Source organism: Leisingera caerulea DSM 24564 (assembly GCF_000473325.1).
Lineage (GTDB): Bacteria > Pseudomonadota > Alphaproteobacteria > Rhodobacterales > Rhodobacteraceae > Leisingera > Leisingera caerulea.
Genome location: NZ_AXBI01000020.1, coordinates 548543 through 564457, shown reverse-complemented (window position 1 = coordinate 564457; position 15915 = coordinate 548543). Strand labels below are relative to the sequence as shown.

At 61.0% G+C, this 15915-nt stretch carries 13 protein-coding genes; 3 read left to right on the top strand and 10 right to left on the bottom strand.

The window, feature by feature from the left end:
• Window positions 1-10: 10 nt before the first annotated feature.
• From CAER_RS0106575 to CAER_RS0106530, 10 genes are all read right to left on the bottom strand, one after another.
• Window positions 11-1465 carry a hypothetical protein gene (locus CAER_RS0106575; protein ID WP_154667743.1) on the bottom strand — a complete coding sequence of 485 codons (1455 nt, stop codon included), beginning with the start codon at window positions 1463-1465 and terminating at the stop codon, window positions 11-13.
• On the bottom strand, window positions 1465-5049 hold the full coding sequence (locus CAER_RS27730) for a type IV secretory system conjugative DNA transfer family protein (protein ID WP_036796947.1): 3585 nt from the start codon (window positions 5047-5049) through the stop codon (window positions 1465-1467). The genes CAER_RS0106575 and CAER_RS27730 overlap by 1 nt, the downstream gene beginning before the upstream one ends.
• 203 nt (window positions 5050-5252) lie before the next feature.
• A complete protein-coding gene (locus tag CAER_RS0106565) occupies window positions 5253-6359 on the bottom strand; it encodes a hypothetical protein (RefSeq protein ID WP_027234595.1) in 1107 nt (368 codons plus the stop codon).
• A 20-nt stretch (window positions 6360-6379) separates the two neighbouring features.
• Window positions 6380-7468 carry a hypothetical protein gene (locus tag CAER_RS0106560; protein ID WP_027234594.1) on the bottom strand — a complete coding sequence of 363 codons (1089 nt, stop codon included), beginning with the start codon at window positions 7466-7468 and terminating at the stop codon, window positions 6380-6382.
• 102 nt (window positions 7469-7570) lie between these two features.
• Window positions 7571-8746, bottom strand: coding sequence for an ATPase, T2SS/T4P/T4SS family (locus CAER_RS0106555; RefSeq protein ID WP_084299480.1), 1176 nt, complete (start codon window positions 8744-8746; stop codon window positions 7571-7573).
• Window positions 8746-10350 carry a hypothetical protein gene (locus tag CAER_RS0106550; protein WP_154667742.1) on the bottom strand — a complete coding sequence of 535 codons (1605 nt, stop codon included), beginning with the start codon at window positions 10348-10350 and terminating at the stop codon, window positions 8746-8748. Before CAER_RS0106550 ends, CAER_RS0106555 begins: the two co-directional genes overlap by 1 nt.
• Before the next feature lie 77 nt (window positions 10351-10427).
• A complete protein-coding gene (locus tag CAER_RS0106545; protein WP_154667741.1) occupies window positions 10428-10937 on the bottom strand; it encodes a hypothetical protein in 510 nt (169 codons plus the stop codon).
• A 13-nt stretch (window positions 10938-10950) separates the two neighbouring features.
• Window positions 10951-11664, bottom strand: a complete 714-nt coding sequence (locus CAER_RS0106540; RefSeq protein WP_027234590.1) for a hypothetical protein — start codon at window positions 11662-11664, stop codon at window positions 10951-10953.
• Entirely contained in the window at window positions 11661-13118 is a 1458-nt protein-coding gene (locus CAER_RS0106535; RefSeq protein WP_027234589.1) for a secretion/conjugation apparatus DotM-related subunit, read from the bottom strand. Before CAER_RS0106535 ends, CAER_RS0106540 begins: the two co-directional genes overlap by 4 nt.
• A 3-nt stretch (window positions 13119-13121) precedes the next feature.
• Window positions 13122-13604, bottom strand: a complete 483-nt coding sequence (locus CAER_RS0106530) for a hypothetical protein (RefSeq protein ID WP_027234588.1) — start codon at window positions 13602-13604, stop codon at window positions 13122-13124.
• A 237-nt stretch (window positions 13605-13841) separates the two neighbouring features.
• On the opposite strand from CAER_RS0106530, the gene CAER_RS0106525 reads away from it, so the two are divergent.
• Genes CAER_RS0106525 through CAER_RS0106515 form a run of 3 tightly spaced genes read left to right on the top strand, consistent with a single transcriptional unit; the run spans window position 13842 to window position 15893 of the window.
• Window positions 13842-14330 carry a hypothetical protein gene (locus CAER_RS0106525; RefSeq protein WP_027234587.1) on the top strand — a complete coding sequence of 163 codons (489 nt, stop codon included), beginning with the start codon at window positions 13842-13844 and terminating at the stop codon, window positions 14328-14330.
• Between the two features lie 4 nt (window positions 14331-14334).
• Window positions 14335-15471: a hypothetical protein gene (locus CAER_RS0106520; RefSeq protein ID WP_027234586.1), complete on the top strand. Its 1137-nt coding sequence runs from the start codon at window positions 14335-14337 to the stop codon at window positions 15469-15471.
• A 26-nt stretch (window positions 15472-15497) separates the two neighbouring features.
• Window positions 15498-15893, top strand: a complete 396-nt coding sequence (locus CAER_RS0106515) for a toxin co-regulated pilus biosynthesis Q family protein (RefSeq protein WP_161631080.1) — start codon at window positions 15498-15500, stop codon at window positions 15891-15893.
• The last annotated feature ends 22 nt before the right edge of the window (window positions 15894-15915 follow it).

Here is a 15915-nt window from a genome sequence, read left to right as displayed (position 1 = left end):
GGCGGCCCCTTCACCCGCGCCGCATGGTCAGGCCGAGCTTTCGTGCCAAGCCGTTCACATCCGTCAGCGCCAGGAGCGTCATTTCAGCCAATCGCACCGGAAGCGCAGGGGCGGCCTTGATGACCATGGTCTCCGCATCCGCAGCATGCCGGAAGAACTCTGCGATCTTCCCTGTCGACTGCCGGACGGATCCGGCAATCCGCTTGGGGCTCTGTTCCGCAAGAAGGCCGCCGAACTCCTCGATATAGAGGCCGGACGGCACCCCTGTCAGGTCAATCACATACCGCTCCAGCCCCCTGTCCTTGTAGGTCAGGGCCGCATCCTTCAGGGAAAGCTCCGGCAGCAGGTGAGCGCCGAGCTCCTTGCCCGCATTGGCCGCAAGGAGCTTTGTGCGCGAATATGGCGCAAGATCCGCCGATGCTGTCAGCCCCAGGTCAACAAGCCCATTCAGAGATGCGCTGGCTTTCAGCAGGAGATCCCCTTTTGAGGCCAGAATGCGAAGACCGGAGGAGCCGGTGACCGTCGAGAGCCCGACCCTGCTGAAATTGGTGACCGCTTCCGGCGGCACGACACCGGCCGAGAAAATCCGTGTGGTCGAGGAGGAGGCCTGCAGGTCCATTTCCAGCAGCGTGAGCGCATTGACCATCTGCATAAGGTTGAGGTCGGGATTGACCTTTCCGCCGCTGAGCGGGCTGCTGTGCAAGACATGCAGCAGCCCCTGGAGGCTGGCCGCCTTCATCTCCGCAGCCAGGTCGACCCCGGAGAACCCGTATGTCGGCGTCCGGCCTGCTTTGCGCAATTCGATTTCCGCTATCTTGGTCCGGAGCGAAGCGGCGGTCCCCTGGGACCCGGCCGCACTCACCCGGTTCCCGGGCATGCCGATTTCCGATCGCACTTGCGACACCTGGACAGATGCGCCTTCTGCGCGCCGCACATCCGCCCTGCCGACAGCCAGCAAGCCGCTGATCCAGCAGTTCTCCGGCACGCGCCTGGCTTCAAACCCCAGATCCTCAATACGCATGGATCCGATCCCCGCGGGTTCCGCGGGGAAAGTCATCTCCGCGGCGGAGATGTTCGCCTTGCTGACCACATTCATCCAGTTGCAGAACATGTCGCCGCCCTGGGCCGGCCAATCCTCCATCTGCAGGCTGATCCCGCTGATCGAGATTGCCGGGGACAGCTCGTCCCGCGGCTTCATGGTCAAGGCGCCGATGTGGACAGAAATATCCCCGTCCGGAGCCGGACGGAACGTGATCTGGTCAATTCCGATTGCGGAGACGTCAGAACGCAGCGTGATGCCGGAATAGGTCCTGACGCCCTCAGCGTAGACATCCTGGCGGACCTTCGAGCTGTACATGTCGGGCGGGAAGAGTTTCTGCAGCGGCTCCAGGGCCTCTGCAGCTGGGGCTTGAGCTGCGATCAGCGCCCCGGCGGCCGCAGCAGCGGCGGAAAGCATCCGGTTCATCATTTCTGCTCCGTGGAAATGGCCTTCTCCAGCATGTCGACCGCTTCGCTTACGAAGGCCGGGTCCTGCATGGAATTGAGGGGCACCGGCTTCACACTTCCGGACCGCCGCAGGATCTCCAGGCCGAGTTCCCCGTCGACATCCTCTTCCGCGAAGATTTTCGCAAACCGGGAGCTGTTCTCCGCCACGAAACTGAAGAATTCCCCCATGGACCGGCGGTTCTCGCGCTCTTCATCAAGCCGCTCTGCCTCCTCGTCCCGCAGCTTCTCCGCGATCTCCCTGTTGGTTTGAGCCTTCTCTTTTGCCCGCTCCTGGGCAATGAGCAGGTCGATCATGCCTCCGTGCCGCTCTTGCGGCGTGCGCCCGCGCGCAGCGCGGTGCAGACCGGAAACCACGTCCCCGACCTCTTCGTCATCCTCCTCCAGATCAATCCCGTCGATTTCCATCTCCGCCATCCGCCGGCGCATGTTCCGCTGATCCACAGCTTCAGGATCAAGCTCATCGAAATCACCCCGGATCCCGAGCTCGTCCATCAGGTCGACATCAAGTTCGTCTTCCCAGTTGCCGCCGCGGTCGACTGCCTCATCCTCATACTCGGGCACTTCGGCAGCTTCACCGGCCAGCAGGCCGCCAAGCCACGCATTGTGAATGTTGCGCGGATTCGCGGCATGTTTTCCTGCCTTCCAGAGCAGCCCCTGCGCGATCCGGGCAACATCCGTCACCGTGTCGGACAGCGCATCGAGGTCTTCTGCACTCTCCGGGCTGCGCGCAAAGCCGAGGATCTTCTCTGACGTATCCATCATGGATCCGATGAAGTTGATTTCGACGGTCTGGTCGAGGCCCGGAACCCGGTCAGTCGGGCCCCGCACCTTCAGGAACTTGTTCACTGAGAACGATCCGGCGAAGTCCCCGCCGATGTAGAACGTGGACACCCTCACGATGGTACCGTTGAAGAGGAAATAGAACTCCCCTTCCATCATGTGCTGCAGCTCGTCCAGCCGCACCTTCTCGACCTCCTGGAAGGAGGCATCCATCCGGTCGACCCACTTGGTTCCGAGCATGCCGGATTGCGCAGTGTACCCAGATGTCACGGAAACCTGCGTCCGGCCGAACAGTTTTTGAATGAACCCGGCCGTCTTGTCCGCATCCATCGTCTTGCCGGCAGCAACGATCGATGCGTTTGCTGATGCGGTTTCGGCGATCTGCGGGGAGATCGCCTGCATTGCCGCCATATCCTGACCGGCAACGATGATCATAAAGCCGAGCGAGCGGGCCTGCGCCATCATCACGTCAATGCCCTTGACCATGTAATAGCCCGCCTCGTCGAGCACGACGATGTAGGGGGATGGGGCGCGTGTCTGCTTGGAATCCACGATCTCCTGCTTCGAGCCATGGAGCGCCGAGCCGGAGGCATTACCCATCATGATCTTCACGAGGTTGACCACGATCTTCCCGCACATCTGCATTTCTTCCGGCGCCTTCTGCAACGCAGGGAGGAGTACAATCAGGATGCGGCGGTTCAGAACAACGTCGTCAATATCGACCTCTCCAAGAGGGGTCCGGAAGATGTGACCGTAGTCATCTGCCAATGATCCCAATGGCTTAGTCAATTGCATCGAAAGGAAGCCGTACTGCTCTGAGGCCTTCCCGTCCTGCGGATCACCCTTCAATGCCTTGCTCATATTGAAGCCGGGAAGCGTATCAAAGAACGCCTTTAAGGCGAGTCGGGAAGAGTTCGAAAAGTCCCCCTTCATAGCCCTCAGGTACAGCTCGATCATCCCGCCCCGCGTGCGCAATTCGTGCCACGCCTCTTCCGGAACATCCTCGATGGTGCGGATCGGCTTGCCCTTCAGAAGCTCTTTCTTGAACCCTTCGCCGAGCGGGAGGAAGTCCCGGATTGCCTGCACATCGAGCAGGATGTCACCGGCGTCGCGCATCTGCACAAGCGCCTTCATGGCCGCGGTAACCAGTGACATGGCGCGGCTCTTCCACATGTCGTTGCCCTGGCCTGCATCCCCCATCAGGCCCACGATGAGGTTCATGAGCTGGTCGGCGCCGCCTTTGGAGAACGGGTTCAGGGTGTTGGACTGAACATCGGGCCCGCCCGCCGGAGCATCCGGGTCGCCGCCCGCGTCCGTGAAGTTCAGAACACGGACGTCATCCTCGCGGCCGAAGCGTTTCGCGAGCGTCCAGGCGCGCGCATAGAATTCGGTTGTCCCCTTGCCGTCGATGAAGAGAAAGCCTGATGACCACATCAGCGTCTGTGACACGATGCCAAGCAGGAGTTCGGTGTTGTGGGTGACCACGTGGTTTTCCATCACGTAGAGCCCGTCTTCCCGGTCCGTCTTGATGCAGGACATCTCCACATCATCATGGAGCCGCTCGACCTCGGTGATCTCCAGCCCCTCGCCAGGGAACTTGCAGCCGGATGCCTGGGGCCACAGATCTCCGATGCCCTCAAACATCACAACAAGATCCACGCCCCGATCGCGCTTCTTGGTGCTGCCGCGGACATAGACGGTCGCAACACCGCCCAGGGACCAGACAAGCTGCTTCAGGATCTTGGCATCCGGCGTGCGCAGACCGGTCAGCCTGACGCCGTGCTTTTCAATCGCGACACCGATGTCAGCGTTGCGGGACCAGGCCTTGAGGAAGGCGATCCGCTCGGCCGGCGTGCCAAACAGCGACGGCATGTAATCCAGGTGATGGAGGCCCGCCGCCGCGCCCCGCTGCGCATGTTCCTCCGACAGGATGCCGGAGCCATCCGGAATGCTCATGCCCTGATGCGGGACAGCCAGGGGGATTTCGATGTGCAGTTTATCCCCGTGCATGCCGTGCAGGATGCCGATGTCGCCAGCGGTCATATTTTTCCCGCTGTCACCGAAACCCAGCCCTTCCGCCAGCCCCAGCTTGCGATCGACATTGACCCTGGGCCGGGCGCGCACATGCCAGAGGTGGTCGAGCGAGCAGTCTGCATGGCGGCCGTCAGAGAACCACATCCGCACCGCCGGGATCACGCCCTGAGGGTGGATCGAGTCAATCCGGGAAGTCCCGCCCAGAGGGTGGCAAACTTCATCGCCCGGCCGGAGATCCCCGTTCAGCACCCATCCCCGCGGCGTAAGGACCGGGGTATCAAGCGGCAGCGCCTTGCCCGAGCCGGTGGTTCCCAGGAAGAACCCGTGCCGGCGCGCATCACCGTTCTCGATCCAAAGCTCCTCCTGGCTTTGCTGGTCGCGCCCGAAGTAGAGGATCCCAGACGCCTTGGCGTAACCGCTGCCGCCCGGCTTGGGGGCGCCGAAGTCGGTCCCGCCCCAGCTTTGGGGAACCTTGAAGGGCAAACGGTATTTCTTCGATGACGCCCACATGTAGTAGCCGAGGGAAGCAGGCAGAACACCGATCCAGCTCGGAGAATACAGCGCCATAACCGAAACCGAGATCGACAAGGTCATCATGACCGTGCTCTTGGCGCTCATCGTATCCCTGAAGGATTGCATCGGGGACTTGATAGGGCGCCGGACCATTCCGGGATCGACCTGATCCTTCACGGACGGCAGGGATTGTGACTTCTGTATATGCTCGGCCATGCTTCAAGCTTTCATTTTTTCGCATTCCAGCATCACCGCACTTACGCGGATGCATGAATTGCCCTTTTATATCACCAATCGATGCAGCCGCCGTCGCCTGAGAGGCGGTTATCAACATGAAAATGCGCCCGGCCGGCCGCGCCAATGAGAAAGGGCCAGGGCAATGCCCCGGCCCTCTGACCTTGGAACCGTCCGGTTGCGGCTCAGCCGCCGTTGTTCAGGATCGACAGGATCTGGGTCTCAACGATTGCCCGCCGGGTATCCAGTTCGAGCTGCATGTAGTTCATGCGGGCGTTGATCGCCATGACATCGAGGATCTCCTGCAGAAGCTGCTTTTCGGACCAGGCGGCGCGCTCCTGGAAGACCTCAGGTTTCGGCGCGTAATGGCGCAGGGTGCGGATGTCGATCGCCTGCATTTCCGAAACCTCATCCCCAAGCGGGCGGTTGTAGTTGGAGATGTCCTCGACATAGGGCCGCCACGGATCGGCCGGGCCGACCTCGGTGCGCATATTCATCACCATGGAAACCGTTTCCGCGCTGGCGTTGTTCCGGGTTTCCTGGATTGCCCTCTGCTCCGCGCGGGCCACGCCGGCGGGTGTCTGCAGTTCCGCGGCGGTCACCGGCCGCGGCGGGTTCGGGTCGGTCAGGTTGCGCACCAGCCGCTCGGCGGCACGGCGGTCTTCATCGCTCTCGATCGACAAGGTCGGATTCTGGAGAATGGCAGCAGGATCCACGGTCGGATCCGCAAAGCCTCCCATCGTCCCCTGGAGCTCGGCGCGATCGTCGATCATCGACTTGGCACGGGCGGTGCCGCCCTGGCGCACCGCCGGGTCAGCGCCGTTGTTCAGCTGGCGTGCCCCTGCAACAGTTGTTGAGCCGCGCGGGTTTGGCGCCGTTGCACCGCTATCGCGGAACAGGCCAGCCAGCAGACAGATGTCCGGGCTCGGATCGAACTCGCCGCTTTCCGCACGCGCGCGGAATTCCTGGCGCATACGTTCGGTGGCATTCAGCTCCGCGGCATCCGTGATCCGCCGTGTGGCCTCGATCTGCTTGTCCTGATAGGCGGATTGTTCGCCGGAATGACTGCGCAGCGCCGCGATGATCCGGTCCGCAGCCTCCTCCATCGAACTTTCAACCTGCTCTTCCAGGTCTTTTACATTCTCGCCTGTGCGGACCTGGTTATCGTTCAGCGTGCTCAGCTGCCGAATGATGGTGTTCGCCTGAGGCGCCGTTGCCCATCCGCCTGCAAGCGCCATCTGCGGCAGCACCGTAGCCAGGGTCAGGCAGGTTCCCAAAAGGATCTTCTTCATGTTCTACTCCTTGCCCGGTCTTACTTGTCCAGCATGTCCCAGATGGTTGCGGGGCCGTTTTGAGGTACGGGGGATGAATTCTGAGCAGCCGCCGGAGCGCTGCGGTCCTGACCGCCCTCCCGGTCGACATCCTCATTCCGGGCGGCGCCGCCCGATGAGTTCGAGCTGGGCGCGACTTCGATGGTGGTGCCGTCATCGCTGCTCAATGTCGCGGGCCATGCGCCCGGGTTGAATGTGCAGCTGGAAATATGGCCGGGGACATTCCAGGTGCCTGACCCGTGGTAGGTGCCAGTGATCTGCGTGCCATCAAGCTGTCCGCCAACACGGCAGCCGATATACTGGCCAAGAGCCATCATCAGACGCTGGTTGTAGAGGTTCCAGGCGTCCGAGTTATTGTTCACCACGGTGCTTGCAACCGTGTAGGTGACCTCCTCCACATCGCTCGCGGAGGGCGACACATCCGGCAGGGTGTAGTCCGAGATCGTGCCGCTATAGCCGGAGCTGTCGCTGCTCGAGACGATGCCCGAATAGCCGCCATAGCCAGAGGCCGTCGAGGTGGTGTTTGCCGAACTGTCCCAGCCGCTGTCGGTGATTTCAGAGAAGGCCGAGTTCAGCTGCCCGTTGATCCGGTCGTCGGCGTTGGCTGCAAGAGAGGCGAAACCGGACATTGTCTTGTCCATCTCGCTCAGCGGCTGCGTCAGTGTTGCGAATTTCTTTGCAGCAAATCCGCAAATCATGCCCGACACATCGATATCAAGGTTGAGCGACATGGACGCAATATCGCCAAGGCCGGACTGAAGGCTGCCCAGCAGACCGCCGACATTGGAGAAGATGTCCAGCGGAGCGGTCATCAGATCATTGAGGCAGCCCAGATCGCCGACGGGGGTCGGAGCCTGAATGGACATCTCTGCCCGGCGCACCGATGCCTCGATCGCGTTGCGGACATTGCCTGTAATGCCTGCGATATCTTCCGGCGCGCAGCGTGAATCCTGGATTGAATCCAGCCAGTCTTCTGCAGACGCACCGACAGGCGCCGCGACGCCGGCCCCAAGGGCGATGACACCGGCAATGGCTGAACGGCTGAGAAGCAGTGTTTTCCAGTGGCTCATGTTGCCAAACTCCGTTTTTCTCACTCTTGGAGATGAATTCCCCTGAGCGGGGTTTCAGATAGTCTACTCAACATTTGCGAAAATTCAACGTCATGCGACGGATCACCCTGCCCTGGCCGGGCTATTGCTGTTGATAACCTGACGCTCAAAGTCCTCGTAGAGACCCCGGAAGTTGCCTGCTTTGATCTTCGAGCGGATGAGGTGATTGTCGACGCCATGGATTTTGGCCTGCTTCATCAGCACCCGCCCGCTCACCATCTCCTGATGGAAAACATGCTGCAAAGCTGCGGAGATCATGTCCTTCGCCATATCTTCAGACATCGCCGACGATGCGAAGCGGAAGAGCGACACGATGGCCTGTACAGGGTCGGATGCGTGGATCGTGCAGATGGCAAGCGGCCCAGAGATTGCCATATGCAGCAGCTCGCTCGCAACGTCGCCCGTCCTGACCTCCCCGAGGAAGACGTATCGCGGGGACCAGCGGCGGGCGTGTTTGATAGCATCGCGGACCGAGCGGTCCATGAGGTCGATCTGATAGATCACGCCCCTGTCCTCAGTCACGCGCGCCAGCGGGATTTCCGGCGGATCCTCCAATGTGATGCCAACGTCCCGGCTTTCCGCGACCCAGTGATCCACGATCGATGAGGCAAGCGTCGTCTTGCCGGACGCAAACGGGCCGGAACAGATCACCAGCCCCCTGCGGATGATCAGGTCTTGGATGTTCTGCCGGGCTTCTGCGGACAGACCCTGTTCTTCAAAACTGGGCGCGGCACCACTCACCTGCCGGATACACCATCGCACCTCGTTTTCCCGCAACGGCTCCAGCCCCTCTGTAAACCGGAAATCCGGCGGAGCGATCAGAGCGCAGCGGTATGACCGTTCATCGTGAACGACTGTGAACTCCCGCTTGTAGTCGGAATGCTTCCATTTGCGGTCGATCACCTCGTAGAGCCGTGTCGCGTCATCGTAGAGCACCTCAGGGAGCCGCACGAGCCCCTTGCCGAAAGCGCTCAGGCCGATGGTTGCTGCCCTCAGTCCGCGAGCCATGATCGGCGCCAGGGGATCGTTTGATATGTAGAGGTCAATGAAGTTGTAGGCAGACAGGATCTTGGCGAGGTCGCCTTCCGGCATCAATTGAGGGGCCAGCCCCTGGGATGGCCTGGCGGCCGCACCTGCAGGGGGTTGCGGCGCCGCGGGCGGCGCCGGTGGTCGGGATGCGGCCTGCGGCATTGCCGCTGGTGGTGCCGGGCGCGGTTTGCTGGATGAACGTCCGAACATCAGTAGCACCGGGTTTGAGCAACAGCTGCACCGAAATCACCTTCCAGCTCCCAGACGTCCGCACTGCCGTCACCCCGGTAGGTATCCACAACATTACCGGTGTAAGTCGTGCAGTTTCCGCCGATCGGTGAACCGTTCGCCCGGAAGGATGTGGAGCTGACCATCATGGGGCTGGAGGGGTCGTTCGTGCAGAAATCCTGCCCCACGAAGATCATCATCCGCACCCGCCAGTCTGTGCCGAGATCTTCCGCGAAGGCCCGCACACCCACAACGGGGCGTCCGCGCGGATCCGAATAGGCGGCCGGCGTCACATAGATGCGCGGCTCCATGGGGTTTGCACCATCAATCGTGGTGGCCGGGCAGGACGGCTTGGCGATGGTGTCCCGGGCCCGGACAACGCGGCTGGAGGTAACAGCTTCAGAGAAGTCCTGGCCGCCATTGACACCCGCAAGGGTGAGGCGATCGGCATTCAGAATGTTTTCGTCAGTGCCGTTGATGTTCTGCCGTTTCAGAACATCGTCCCCATCGAAGCCGATGCCATCCGCGCGGACCGTCATTTTGCCGATGTCAGCATTGTCGCCCAGAGACACAAAGTCACCAGTCAGGCGGGTGGTCGCACAGTCCACGGTGAACTCATTCAGATTGCCCGAGCCGGAACCGTCCGCACAGTCCAGCATGGTGACATTGCGAAGCGCGGGAAGCACGTCAGCGGTACCGTCATTGTCGCTGTCAAAGGGTCGAAGAACGATGTCGGTGTAGACCTCGTTTGAGCTGATGCAGTCTGCGTAATCGTCCGAGGCGATGCTCACCCCGTCACAGCGCAGGAACGGGTCGATGGCGGGCTCCGTGCCGCTTTCAGAGCCCAGAACCCCGTAGCTGGACAGCGACACAACGCTGGCAAAGCGGCCGCGGGACGGGTACTCGGGCAGAGCATTGAACCCGGAGATGTCCATCGTGAAGTTCTCATAGGCGCCGCTGGCCACATCGCTGTCTGCAACGAAGCCCCCGAAAGACGCCTTCATTTGGCCGATGACATCACCTGCAGCACCGATCGGAATGCTGTCTCCCCCGTGAGAGACCAGGATGGATTCGATCTCCAGCTCACCGTTGGAGGGGTCTCCATCCGTCAGAGCCACATCGATTTCGCCGGATGCCAGCGGATCCATATCCGCGTATCCCATCGTTGCCTGCGGCTGGGCGCCGTCGCTGCGGTCAACTGCGCGGGCGAGAAGCGCATAGTCCTGCCCATAGGCCGTCTTCAGAATGCCGCCCGAATAGGACGCAGGCAGGAAGCCGGCATCAGCCAGATCGCTCAGGCTGTAGGTCATGACCCCCTGCCCGCCTGTATCGGCAGCATCGAACAGATCCATCACCACATCGTGGTAGCGCTGCTGCAGAAAGCTGCGGGCCGCGGTGACGATGACATCGTGCTCCGATGCGACCATCACGCGTTTCTGTTTCTCAAGCTCCTGCTGGTTGGCCTGGGCGACATAGCCGACCAGACCGAGAAGCACCGAGATCGAGAGCGCCGCTTCCAGCAGCATGCTGCCCCGCTGCCGCTGGGTGTTGATTTTGAAATCCGCATTTTCTTTTTCGTGCTTCATTTTTTGTCTCCCGGCATCCTCGAAGAACGCCTTTTTTACCTGCATGCTCGTCATGACCCGCCATTCAGCCTTGTTTCTCAAGCGCCGGGACCTCCGGGGCCGGTGTAATCCTGATTTATCACCGTGATAATTGCCGGCCCGTTTGCCGGGATCGGCAGAACCATATCTGAGAAATCCCCGCGCCCGATTGTGCCTCCGGTCCCGGTTTCGGAATACTTGTAGTTCCCCGCGTAACTCTCGGGCAGCTTGCGCAAGCTGAGAGGGGTCACCTCTGAAAATGCCTTGAGGGCACTTTGCTCGGCGCCCTGGATACCATCCGGAAGATAAGTGACGACAACGGTCCGGTGCCCGGATGAAACCACCTGGGTTGTCCAGTCGCCCATCTGCCGGAAAGGACCGCCCAGTGCGCTTGTGATGTAACCCGATGTCCGGCCATCCTCCATTGCCTGGGCAACGGATTGCTTGTGATGAAGGGTCAGGTTCGACCCCATCACCGTGCCACGATCGTCCACCGCCCTCTCTCCGAATGAAGCGAAGGCAATGGTGATGGTGAATGTTACGACCAGCATGGCTGGTATCAGGGACATCATGGCATCATCCTCACCAAAAATAGATCAGCAGCGCGGCCCAGACTACCGGAAGGCACACGGAGAGAAAGGGGATGCTTTTTCGCACATCCGCGATATCCACATCCATGTCCCGGGCGACCTTCTCGCCGTTCCCTGGCTTCTCAAACACGGCGTGAACCCAATCAAAGCTGCGGCAAAGCACCAAGAGCGCAGCAGTCCCAAACATGATCCCGATCGAGTAGGGGGTGGCTCCGAAAAGGATGAACGGGATGGATATGCCAAGGATATCTCCCGGCGGCAGGATCCAAATCCAGCCGGTCAAGCGCACGGCAGCCATCCAGAGGAGATTGACAGCCAGCAAGCCGCCTGCGCCCGCCGCGGCGGCGCTCATGAGGCTCAGATCCCATCCGTGAAAGCGGGACGCCAGGACCACTGCGCCTGCGGCCAGGATGGCCATCAGAATATCCGGCGCCCAAGAAGTCTCACGGTCCACAAATGCCGCGAGGCAGAGGGTGGATGCGAAGGACACTGAAATGAGGAAGCCGGGCAGGCTTGTGATGCCGGCGCCGCCGTCCTTTATGAGCAGTGCTGCAGCGCTCATCCCGCCTGCCAGGGCGAAGAAGCAGGCGGGCCAGAAACGGACCGTCTCCTCCCCTGCCGAGGACATCCGCACGCCGATCCGCCCCAGAAGGGTTACAAGCATGCATACGGCAAACGCGCTGTAATAGAGATCAACTGGCATCATTCGTCTTCCTCAACGTCCAAATGCTCTTCAGCCTGGTCAGGCGCATCCCCGAACATGATCTCATCGCGCAGCATGTTGAGCTGGTCTCCCGGGGAGCGCTGGCGGATTGCCTTGTCCCGGCGGCTTTCGATCCGTTCGGGGGTCATGTCGAGATAATCTTCGAGCAGCGCCCGTGCCGCCTGATACACAGCCGGGCGGAACAAGGGCTTGGAGATCTGAGTTTCAGCGCGCGAGTGGGCGATCGCCCCGGCGGCCTCGACCATCACAGCATCATTGCCCACATTGTTCAGGATGTACCAGAGCAACCGGTCTTCAACCTTCAGCCACAGGAACGCGGCCGGCGGCAGCACGCCGCGGTCCTTGCGTGCCACTGCCATGAGCGTTGGGAAGGCGCTTTCCACCCATGCATGGTGCTGCGCGCATTTTGCCAGCATCTTGCCCTGACGGCCCAAGGCAATCTTGTCGACCTTCGCCATCATTCCAGCCTCATACTGGATCGCGAAGTCCATGCCGCCGCGCCTGACGCCGGTGCCGTCTGCAAGCAATGCAAGCTCATTGAGGAGCTTGTTGCCGCCGTCGATATCATAGTCATAGAAAAGGGCCATGACAGCATATACGGCCCGCAGCGAAGGGCGCAGCTGCTCAGGTCCTTTCCAGGGGGAGCGGAGCTGTACGGACAGCACTTCGGAGATCTCTTCAAGATCCAGCTGCTCCCAGCTTCCCTTGAACTCGAAGTCCGTAACCTTGGCGTTGCGCTCCGGATCGGACAGCTCCTTGAAGCGGTCGGGATCAAAGGCCAGCCCATTGCTGATCAGCCATTCCTCAGGCCGCAGCGCCCGGTTCCAAGTGCCGGGCTGCATCATAATGACCCGCTTGGGCAGCAGATTGCCCGGCATTGCCGTATCGGCATTGGCACGCCCTGAGACGGCCTCCGCGATTCGGCGGGCATCGATTTCCTTGCCCTTGAGAGGGTTTACATGCCGCGCAATGCGGGAGGTTACCCAATCCTCGGACTGGACCCGGATCATGGATTCCAGGGTGTGCAGAGTGCGATACTTCTGGTCGACGCGGAAGTCTTTGCCGCGAACGGCAATCCACGACAGGACGGCACCGTAAATGACCGTTGCACTGCGCCCGCCCGCCGCGAGGATGGCGGTGCGCTGAGGGGGCTCCATGACGGCATAACCGCCCCGCTCCAGAAATGTCATCGCCTGCATGGCGGGGCCAAAGAGCCAATTCCCAAGGAAGGGGATGTCAGCGAGGAAGGGAACGTATTTGCCTGCCAGGGCAAATGGGAGGATATGGACCCAGGTTACAGCACCAATGACCGCATTGAGCCGATACTCCTGGGTTGCAAGCACTCCCCAAAGAATGATCACGCATATGAGCAGGCAGATGCCCAGCTTGATGAATTCCTGGTCCTCGCCGCCCGGCTGCTGTTGCTGCTGGGACATGCATCAGCCCTCCTGATGGGCGAGGTCGGGGACGATGGAACGCTCACGCGCATGTTCCGCAACCCGCGCAACAAGGCTCATGTCGACATCGATCCGCCCAAAGTGCCGTTCCAGCCGGCGCACATGGCGCTCCAGCTCATCGATCACCACTATCGGTTCACCCTCGCCGGGCACCGTCGGCGCGACAGTGATCGCATAGTGCAGCCCTACGCCGAGCAGGGATTCCGGGATCTTGGCGAATGACACAGGAATACTGCCCGCTTCATCCTGAAGTCCGGCCATGGACTGGATGTTCATCGAAAACAGTCCCAGCTTCAGAAGGTCCCGAACCAGAACCTGGCTTTGGAAAGCAACGGCGGCCGGGAGCGTGCGCCCGTTCCGCGAGAACTGGTGAGGCATGCTGGAGCCGACATCCAGGATCACATGCGCACGCAGATCGGTGTCCTGGTGAAGATGCACGCTCGCGGCTTCTTGGTTTACGTCCATTTCAATCTCCGGGCTGAAGGGCTGCGAAGGGCCCCGTGCCGTTATTTCGCTGGCTCAGCATAGTTTCCAATATGCGAAAATCCAAAGTTGAAACATTGGGCTAAACTATTTCCTGAAGTGAGAAATCCGTGTTCTTGAGGTGTTTTCCACATTTATCGGACGGAGCTCCTCTGCCGGAAATTGAACGGCTCAAGGATCTGTGAAAAAACATTCTTGCGAATAATTTTTGGCGGCAACATGAATTCCGAAAATCAGAACACCAATGGCGCTCTTCCGGAAACCGTGGTCACCGCGCTGATCAGTGCTTCCGATGAGCTGACACAGCGTGAGACCTGGGCTGCACCGCGCCGCGGCGGTGCGGCGGCAGCTGTGCCGCGTATGATTTCCGTCATCATGTCCGCCCAAAGGATGATCCGCCGCGGCAGCTCCGCCCGAACCTTCGTGAGGCAAAACAGCCTGCGCGTCATGGCGTATCTTCCAGCGGATATGCGCCTGAGTGCGCTCATCGAAATGGCCAGCCGCAATCCGGAAGCGCTCGACGACATTTTCTCCGGTCAGATTTCGCCTGAATTCGAAGTCTACCGCTACAACGTGATTTCGTCCCTGGGCGTTTTTGCCCGCCATGGTCTTGTCGAGGAGGTCTTCACCCGCGACCGGATCGAGGCAGTCGGGGCTTCGGTGCGCAATGTGCGCCGGCGGACATCCGCGGACCAGAAGGACGGGTGAGTCAATGAAGCGTGAGTTCAAGTTTTCCGGCATCGTTTTTGCAGCCCTGCTGAGCGGGACGTCCCTTTCGGCAGCTGAGCCTCAAATCATTCTTCCGGATGAGGACGCTCTGACCAGCGATGAAAGCATGCACGCCCCTGTGGCGGAGGCCGTTCCAGCCGTTGTGCTTCCTGAGGAGGATTTGCCGCAGGAAGCCTCAGGCTCTGCTCAAAAGCCCAATGCGGCTGTGCTGGACCTCTTGCGCGCCGAGATCACGAACCGCTACCTGAACGACTCCGCGCCCGGTATCGACCAGCAGCGCATCGCAGCCCTGCTCAGCGGCGAGTACATCGCCGATTACGAGTACGGCGAGCGCGAACCGGTTCAATTTCACAATGGCGTCTTCCTGCCGCAGCAGAAGGACGAAGCCGAAAGCGCTGTTCCAGACCGCAAGCCGGTTGCCGCTGAAGGCCAGCCCGGCGGCTTCAGGCTGACCCCGGAAGCGATCCGCGCCATGTCGGCAATGTCCCCGGATCAAATCGAGGCCATTGCGCTGATGATGCAGCTGGCAAACGATCCCTCTTCTGCCACCATGCCGTCTCAATCGGTCCTGCAGGGCATCCCAAGCCTCAGCGATGACGGTATCGGATCCGCTTCTCCGGAAGATCTTCTCTCAATGGCCAGGCAGGCGGGCGCGGCTGCGCCGCGCGTGGTGGATGTCGGCAATGGCAAGGATATCTCCCTGCAGGGCTGGGAAGTGATCGCGAACCCCGATGGCACCATCTCCCTGAGCAACGCCAAAATTCCGGGATCCAGGTTCAATGTCGAGCCCGGCATGGTTGTCGGCCGCTATGGCCGCGTAGTGGATATTTCCGCTGAACCCGGCGACCTGCATGTCACGTTCGAAACCGGTGACCGGGTCGAGGGGAAGTCTGTATCGCTGAAGCATGGCATCCCAGCCATCGAAGCTGCAGGCGATGATCCGGCCCCCGGCGGCGGTGAGATCCTTGTATCCGCCGCTGTGCCGGTGCCTCCAGCGCCGCACCGCTCTTCTGCCAAAGCCGGCATCGAAGAAGAGGCCCCCGAGAATGCGAAAAACAATGATAGCCGGTCCTCTCCGACCGTCTCTCTCCGCCCGAAGCCCAAGCCAAGTCGCCTCTGACGGCGACCATTAAGAGGATGATCGAAATGAAAACGTCGTCAGACAAAAATGCACTCATGCGCCTGGCGTTTGCCGCAGGGCTCGCGCTGTTCGCCTGCACCCATGCTGCACCGCTTGCAGCGGGCGGCGGCGCCCCTGGCGATGCGCCTGCGGCATCGGCGCAGAACAAATGGGTTGTCATGGCCGGCACGTCTTTGAAGGACACGCTGGACGGCTGGACCCGGGTGTCGGGCTGGACGCTCATCTGGGACAGTCCGGATGATTACCGGCTGCGCGCCTCGGCGACCTTTGCTGGCGGTTTTGAGGAAAGCGCGTCGAGCCTGATCGACTCCATTTACCTGGGCAACCCCGAGCTTTCCGCAACATTCCACCGCGGCAACCGCGTGCTGCACATCCAGCACCAGCCGCTGAGCAGCAACTGAGCGCCACCCCGGAAGGATTGAA

Bases quoted from the DNA above. Each gene is read 5' to 3' on its own strand.
- CAER_RS0106520 (WP_027234586.1), top strand. From the start codon at position 14,335: ATGAAGCGTGAGTTCAAGTTTTCCGGCATCGTTTTTGCAGCCCTGCTG.
- CAER_RS0106535 (WP_027234589.1), bottom strand. From the start codon at position 13,118: ATGTCCCAGCAGCAACAGCAGCCGGGCGGCGAGGACCAGGAATTCATC.
- CAER_RS0106545 (WP_154667741.1), bottom strand. From the start codon at position 10,937: ATGTCCCTGATACCAGCCATGCTGGTCGTAACATTCACCATCACCATT.
- CAER_RS0106530 (WP_027234588.1), bottom strand. From the start codon at position 13,604: ATGGACGTAAACCAAGAAGCCGCGAGCGTGCATCTTCACCAGGACACC.
- CAER_RS0106525 (WP_027234587.1), top strand. From the start codon at position 13,842: ATGAATTCCGAAAATCAGAACACCAATGGCGCTCTTCCGGAAACCGTG.
- CAER_RS0106565 (WP_027234595.1), bottom strand. From the start codon at position 6,359: ATGAAGAAGATCCTTTTGGGAACCTGCCTGACCCTGGCTACGGTGCTG.
- CAER_RS0106575 (WP_154667743.1), bottom strand. From the start codon at position 1,465: ATGAACCGGATGCTTTCCGCCGCTGCTGCGGCCGCCGGGGCGCTGATC.
- CAER_RS0106555 (WP_084299480.1), bottom strand. From the start codon at position 8,746: ATGTTCGGACGTTCATCCAGCAAACCGCGCCCGGCACCACCAGCGGCA.
- CAER_RS0106540 (WP_027234590.1), bottom strand. From the start codon at position 11,664: ATGATGCCAGTTGATCTCTATTACAGCGCGTTTGCCGTATGCATGCTT.
- CAER_RS0106515 (WP_161631080.1), top strand. From the start codon at position 15,498: ATGAAAACGTCGTCAGACAAAAATGCACTCATGCGCCTGGCGTTTGCC.
- CAER_RS0106560 (WP_027234594.1), bottom strand. From the start codon at position 7,468: ATGAGCCACTGGAAAACACTGCTTCTCAGCCGTTCAGCCATTGCCGGT.
- CAER_RS0106550 (WP_154667742.1), bottom strand. From the start codon at position 10,350: ATGAAGCACGAAAAAGAAAATGCGGATTTCAAAATCAACACCCAGCGG.
- CAER_RS27730 (WP_036796947.1), bottom strand. From the start codon at position 5,049: ATGGCCGAGCATATACAGAAGTCACAATCCCTGCCGTCCGTGAAGGAT.